The sequence below is a fragment of the Frankia sp. CoWAU3 genome (genome assembly GCF_977971855.1).
On sequence record NZ_CDWWXB010000111.1, the window covers coordinates 1498 to 6602 of the forward strand.

Below are 5105 nucleotides of genomic sequence, written 5' to 3' on the forward strand. Positions count from 1 at the left end.
GGTGCCGGTCGATCCTGATCCTGATCCGGTACCCGCGTTCAACGCCGAACCGGAGGCGGGGCCCGAGCCCTGGCCCGGTGTGGTGTCGCCCCTGGCGTCCACCGGCCGTACGATCCGGATCGGTCCGCTCATTGGTTCCGGATCGGGCAGGTGTTCGACGGTGACCGCGACCCTGATCTCCCGCCCATAGGCTGTGGACAACGCTGTGGACAAGAAGGGGCGCAGGCGCGAGTCGAGGAGATCCTTGGTGAACTCGTTCGGCGCGGCCAGCAGAGCCGTGTCCTGGACGAGCCCGAGGGGGCGGGTCAGCCGCAGCCAGGCACGCTGCTGGGCGGACAGCGTGCCGTCGGCGACCCCGGCGACGGCCTGGCTCCACACCGCGGCCAGGTCCGGGTCACCCGAAGGCTCGTCCCCGAACGGCAGACCGGCGACGGAGTCGGCGCGGAGGTTGGACACGGGGGCTCCTCGGGCAGTTCGGTACGGTTTGCGGGTGGTGCTGCTCCCCGCGTGCTGGAGGTGCGCCGCGGCTGATGCGGCTGGTGATGTGGTCCCCGGCCACCGAGCGACCGAGGGGCCTCGTCGCGATGGTTCTCCACATCGTCGTCCACAACCTGTGCATGGACACGACACGGCATGCGGCGTGGCGCAACCGGCTCGTTCCCGGGGATGAACCTGTATTAGTGAGGTCATTCGAATCCGCTCCAGGTCCCCCGCTCTGCCCTGGCCCCTCCGCCGACCGCCCTCTCCACAGGCGTTTTCCACAGGTCGGGGTGCACCGAGCCGGTCGTTCTCACCGAACGCGGGCATACCTGACGCCGTCAGGTGCCCGCCCCGAGTGAGACGTTGCCACCAGGATCGTAAGGCGCGGCCCGAGCCGCCGTGCCGGGGCCGGAACGTATCCGCGGTGGCCGCGCCGCGTCCCTGCCCCATTGTCGGCGGCACCGAGGGCCCGCCACGGCAGTGTGGCATTCCACGGCCGCCGGACGGATGCCGGCCCGCCGCGGCCGCGGTGCGCTCGCACCTTGACCTCCGGTGTGGTGCCGTCGTGTCCAGGTTGCCCTGGCTGCGACCGGGTGATGACCGGATGATGGTGGTGCGGCTGCCGGCGGGCCCGGGGCCGGCGGATCGCCGAAGGTCCCCCTGCCCGGCAGCGATCCCTCGCAGCCGGACCGTCCGAGGCACCGCCCTGTGTAGGCTAGGCCGAACCGCGGTGTTAGACCGCTTCGTTTGTCGTGGGATCTGCTTGTCAGGACCGTGTGGTGCGGCCCACTCTCCCTCGGCAGCGAAGATCACCGCCCGCGTCCATCTTGCAGACGGAGTTCTCACGTGAGTAAGCGCACCTTCCAGCCGAACAACCGTCGGCGGGCCCGCACGCACGGGTTCCGACTGCGCATGCGGACTCGCGCGGGCCGCGCGATCCTGTCCGCCCGCCGTCGTAAGGGCCGCAGCGAGCTCTCCGCCTGACGGCGGGTTCCCGCTGGTCCTGCTGGTATCCCCGCCGGTCATGCTTCCTGAGGGCTCCCGCGTCCGAACCCGGGACGAACATGCCCGGGTGGGGACCATGGGTCGGCGAACCCGATCCGGTCCGCTTGTTGTCCACAGTCTGTGGACAACAAGCGACGATCCGGCGCGGGCCGGCTTCGTGGTCGGCCGCCGGGTGGGGAAGGCGGTCGTGCGTAACAGGGTGCGGCGCCGGTTGCGGGAACAGGTACGGGTTCGGCTGGACACGCTCGCGCCAGGGACGATGCTGGTCGTGCGTGCGCTGCCCGATGCGGCGACGGCGAGCTCCGCGGAGCTCGGCCGTGCGCTGGACACCGCGCTCACCAGGGTGGCCCGGCCGGCGGGTGCCAGGCGCCCGGATGGGCGTGGACGATGACCGCCGGGACGGTGCTGGTCGTGCTGCTGGCCACGGCGGCCGTCGTCGACCTCCTGCTGGCCTCCCGGATGGTGTGGCGCCGCCTGCCGCGGGTCGCCCGCAACGCCGACGGCGCGGTACGCGGTCCCCTGGCCTGGACCTTTGCCGGGCTCGTGCGGCTCTACCGAGCCGGCTGGTCGGCCCGCAACGCCGGCCTGTGCCGGTTCGAGCCATCCTGTAGCGCCTACGCGCTGGCCGCGGTGCGGCGCCACGGGGGTGTGCGTGGCGGTGTCCTCGCCCTCGCCCGGTTGCTGCGCTGCCAACCGCTCGCGGCAGGCGGCTACGACCCCGTGCTGGGAACGGATCCGGGTCCGGGAATCGTTCGGAGACCCAGGGGCGCGGCGGCGGACCCCGGCGGGCCTCTCGACGGTCGGAGCGCGGGCGATCCGGCCGTCGCCGTACCGTCCGTCCACAGGCATGGTCCCCCGTCTCCCAGTCAGGGGATGCGGGCCGAGATCGTCGGTTCCGGTCGTGGACCGTGGGTGTGAGGAGTCAGACCGTTGTTGGATCCCCTATACCACCTCGCGGCGAACGCGATTGTCTTCTTTCACCGGGGATTTGCGCCGATCTTTGGTGCTGACAGTTTCTTCTCCTGGGCCTTTTCGGTCGTCCTGCTGGTCGTCTGCGTCCGTATTCTGATCTTCCCGCTGTTCGTCAAGCAGGTGAAGTCGCAGCGGACGATGCAGATGATGCAGCCCCGGATCAAGGAGATCCGGGAGAAGCATGGGCACGACAAACCCCGCATGCAGCAGGAGATGATGGCGCTGCAGCGGGAGCACGGAAACCCGCTTCTCGGCTGCCTCCCGATCTTCCTCCAGATCCCGCTGTTCATCTCGCTGTTCCACGTGTTCACCCACCTGGCGCCGATGAACGAGGGTCCGAACCACTCGCTGGTCTGGCGTCCCCGGGTCGGGCTCTCCGCGGACCAGGTGGAGCAGATCGCCTCGGCCAAGGTGTTCGGCATCTCGCTGGCGAGCAAGTTCACCTCCGATGGCGATTTCTCGCACTTCCTCGGCGTCGACAGCACGCACGTCAGGATTCTCGCGATCGTCCTGATCGTGCTGATGGGTCTTACGACCTTCCTCACGCAGCGCCAGATCATGGCCCGCACCGGGCCGGTCGACCCGCAGCAGGCGATGGTGCAGAAGGCGCTGCTCTATGGCTCCCCGCTGATGCTCGCCTTCTTTGGTTTCCGTTTCCCGATCGCCGTGCTGCTGTACTGGCTCACCACCAACCTGTGGAGCATGGGCCAGCAGTTCTTCATCATGAAGAAGATGCCGCCGGTCAAGCCCGCGGATGCGAACGGCCGGCTGCCCGGTGCCCGTCCGGCTGCCGACGGTGCCGTCACCCCCGCTCGGCCGGCTCCCGGTGTCCGAGCCGGGGCGAAGTCGAAGAACCGCTCCCGGTCCGCCTCGGTGACCCCGACCAAGGGCGGCGATTCCGGTGCCGCGGCGGCCGGTCGGACGTCCTCGACGGCTCCCCCCGGCACCCGGTCCCGTAACGGCACCTCGACCGCGAGCCGTACCACGGTGACCCCGAAAGCTGGGACGACCCCGAAGGAGGCGGTGACTCCGAAGAGCGGTAAGGCGGGGGCGCCGGGCGGTCCCGGTGCCAACGGCGTCTCGGGCGGTGGCGTCTCGGACAACGGCGTCGCCGCTACCACGGCCGCATCCACGGGGCGCAGCGCGGGGGCGAAGACCAGCGCGGCGGGCCGCAGGAACGCCCCGGGCAAGAATGCCGGGCAGAGCGCTGCGAGCGGGCCGACGGCGCCCTCCGACGGGGAGAGCACGCCCCGGCCGGCACCCGTACCCGCCGGAGTGCGGCGCCAGATCGGCGGCTCCCGACCCGCGAAACGGCGCGGCAAGGGCAAGCGGCCCGGTGGGCGGCGTTGATCCGGGAGACGCCGTTCCCGACCGACCGGCAGGCAGGCTGCCGACCCGATTTCGTCATCGTGTGGCGGCATCCCGTAATCTCTGCTCCGCCGCCCCCGTTCCCCTGGAGAGTCGCTGATGACCGGTTCGGCACCTGAACTGGCTGTGGATGGAGCCGGAGCCTCCGATGAGCACGCTTCCTCGGACGAGACCGCCGGCACGGAGGATCGGCGTCTGTCCGATCTCGAGTTGGAAGGCGAGATCGCAGCCGACTACATCGAGGGTCTGCTCGACATCGTCGACATGGACGGTGACCTCGACCTCGACGTCGAGAGCGGCCGCGCCGTCGTCGCCGTGGTGGGCGAGGGGCTGGACAAGCTCATCGGGGCGGGCGGCGAGACGCTGGAGGCGTTGCAGGAACTGACCAGGCTTGCGGTGCTCCAGAAGACGGGCACCCGCAGCCGTCTCATGCTCGACGTCGGCGGCCATCGCGCCCGGCGGCGGGTCGAGCTACGCAAGATCGCGATCGCCGCGGCGTCGCGCGCCATCACGCGCGGTGAGCCGGAGAAGCTGGCTCCCATGACGCCGTTCGAGCGCAAGGTGGTGCACGACACCGTCGCCGGGATCGACGGCGTGCACAGCGAGTCCGAGGGCGAGGAACCCGGCCGCCGGGTAGTCATCCTTCTCGGCTGACCGGCGCCGACCGATGGCGGGTCGGCGCCGGCCGACGCGTTCCCCCGTGCTGGCCGCCGCCGTGGGTGTCGGCTTGGCGGCCGTGCTCGGCGTTCTGCATGCCTATCTGACCAGACCCTTCTGGTACGACGAGATCTGGCGTGCCCGCTTCGTCAGCGAACCGGCGTCCTCGTTCTGGCCGGAGCTGACCGTCGCCAACACCCCCTCGGCGCTGGGTTGGTTCGGCCTGACCCGGGTGGCCGGCGAGGTCCTCGGCTGGCACAGCTGGTCGCTCCGGCTTCCCGGGTATCTCGCCGTGCCCTTGCTCGGTGCCGCGATCGTCCTGCTCACCCGCCGTTTCACCGGCCTGGTCGCAGCGGTGTTCGCCACGTGCTGGCTGTGCCTGAACGTGACCTTCTTGGATCTCGCGACCCAACTCAAGCCGTATTCCGTCGAGGCGCTGGCCGCCGTCTGCATCGTCCTCGCCTGGTCGACCGGATCATCTCCGCGGTCCTCGCTGTCCCCGTGGCCTGCACCTGTCACCGGCGGGTTCTCCCGTGCCCGGCTCCTGCGACGCACCGCGGCGGGCCTGTTGGCCTTGACCGCCGTGCCCGGGATCTTTCTGGTGCTGCCGTTGGCGACCGCGG

Annotated in this window: 5 protein-coding genes and 2 pseudogenes; 6 read left to right on the top strand and 1 reads right to left on the bottom strand. The window is 70.6% G+C overall.

Annotated elements, in window-relative coordinates; translation table 11 throughout:
- A pseudogene (locus tag AC08ON_RS11315) lies at nt 1–456 on the bottom strand (chromosomal replication initiator protein DnaA); the annotation flags it as partial.
- An 870-nt stretch (nt 457–1326) separates the two neighbouring features.
- Between AC08ON_RS11315 and rpmH the strand changes: the two are divergent.
- The 6 genes and pseudogenes from rpmH to AC08ON_RS11345 form a co-directional block, all read left to right on the top strand.
- Nucleotides 1327–1464, top strand: a complete 138-nt coding sequence (gene rpmH / locus AC08ON_RS11320; protein ID WP_011438902.1) for a 50S ribosomal protein L34 — start codon at nt 1327–1329, stop codon at nt 1462–1464.
- Between the two features lie 40 nt (nt 1465–1504).
- Complete coding sequence (rnpA, locus tag AC08ON_RS11325) at nt 1505–1876, top strand: ribonuclease P protein component (RefSeq protein WP_041258073.1); 372 nt, start codon at nt 1505–1507, stop codon at nt 1874–1876.
- Nucleotides 1873–2403, top strand: a complete 531-nt coding sequence (gene yidD, locus AC08ON_RS11330; protein ID WP_476607541.1) for a membrane protein insertion efficiency factor YidD — start codon at nt 1873–1875, stop codon at nt 2401–2403. The genes rnpA and yidD overlap by 4 nt, the downstream gene beginning before the upstream one ends.
- A 12-nt stretch (nt 2404–2415) precedes the next feature.
- Nucleotides 2416–3807 carry a membrane protein insertase YidC gene (gene yidC, locus AC08ON_RS11335; protein ID WP_476607542.1) on the top strand — a complete coding sequence of 464 codons (1392 nt, stop codon included), beginning with the start codon at nt 2416–2418 and terminating at the stop codon, nt 3805–3807.
- Between the two features lie 117 nt (nt 3808–3924).
- Nucleotides 3925–4479, top strand: coding sequence for a Jag family protein (locus AC08ON_RS11340; RefSeq protein ID WP_011438898.1), 555 nt, complete (start codon nt 3925–3927; stop codon nt 4477–4479).
- A gap of 46 nt (nt 4480–4525) precedes the next feature.
- A pseudogene (locus AC08ON_RS11345) lies at nt 4526–5105 on the top strand (hypothetical protein); the annotation flags it as partial.

What these genes read in the sequence shown, in the direction of transcription:
- yidD (WP_476607541.1), top strand. Translation starts at nt 1,873, where the DNA reads ATGACCGCCGGGACGGTGCTGGTCGTGCTGCTGGCCACGGCGGCCGTC.
- rnpA (WP_041258073.1), top strand. Translation starts at nt 1,505, where the DNA reads ATGCTTCCTGAGGGCTCCCGCGTCCGAACCCGGGACGAACATGCCCGG.
- AC08ON_RS11340 (WP_011438898.1), top strand. Translation starts at nt 3,925, where the DNA reads ATGACCGGTTCGGCACCTGAACTGGCTGTGGATGGAGCCGGAGCCTCC.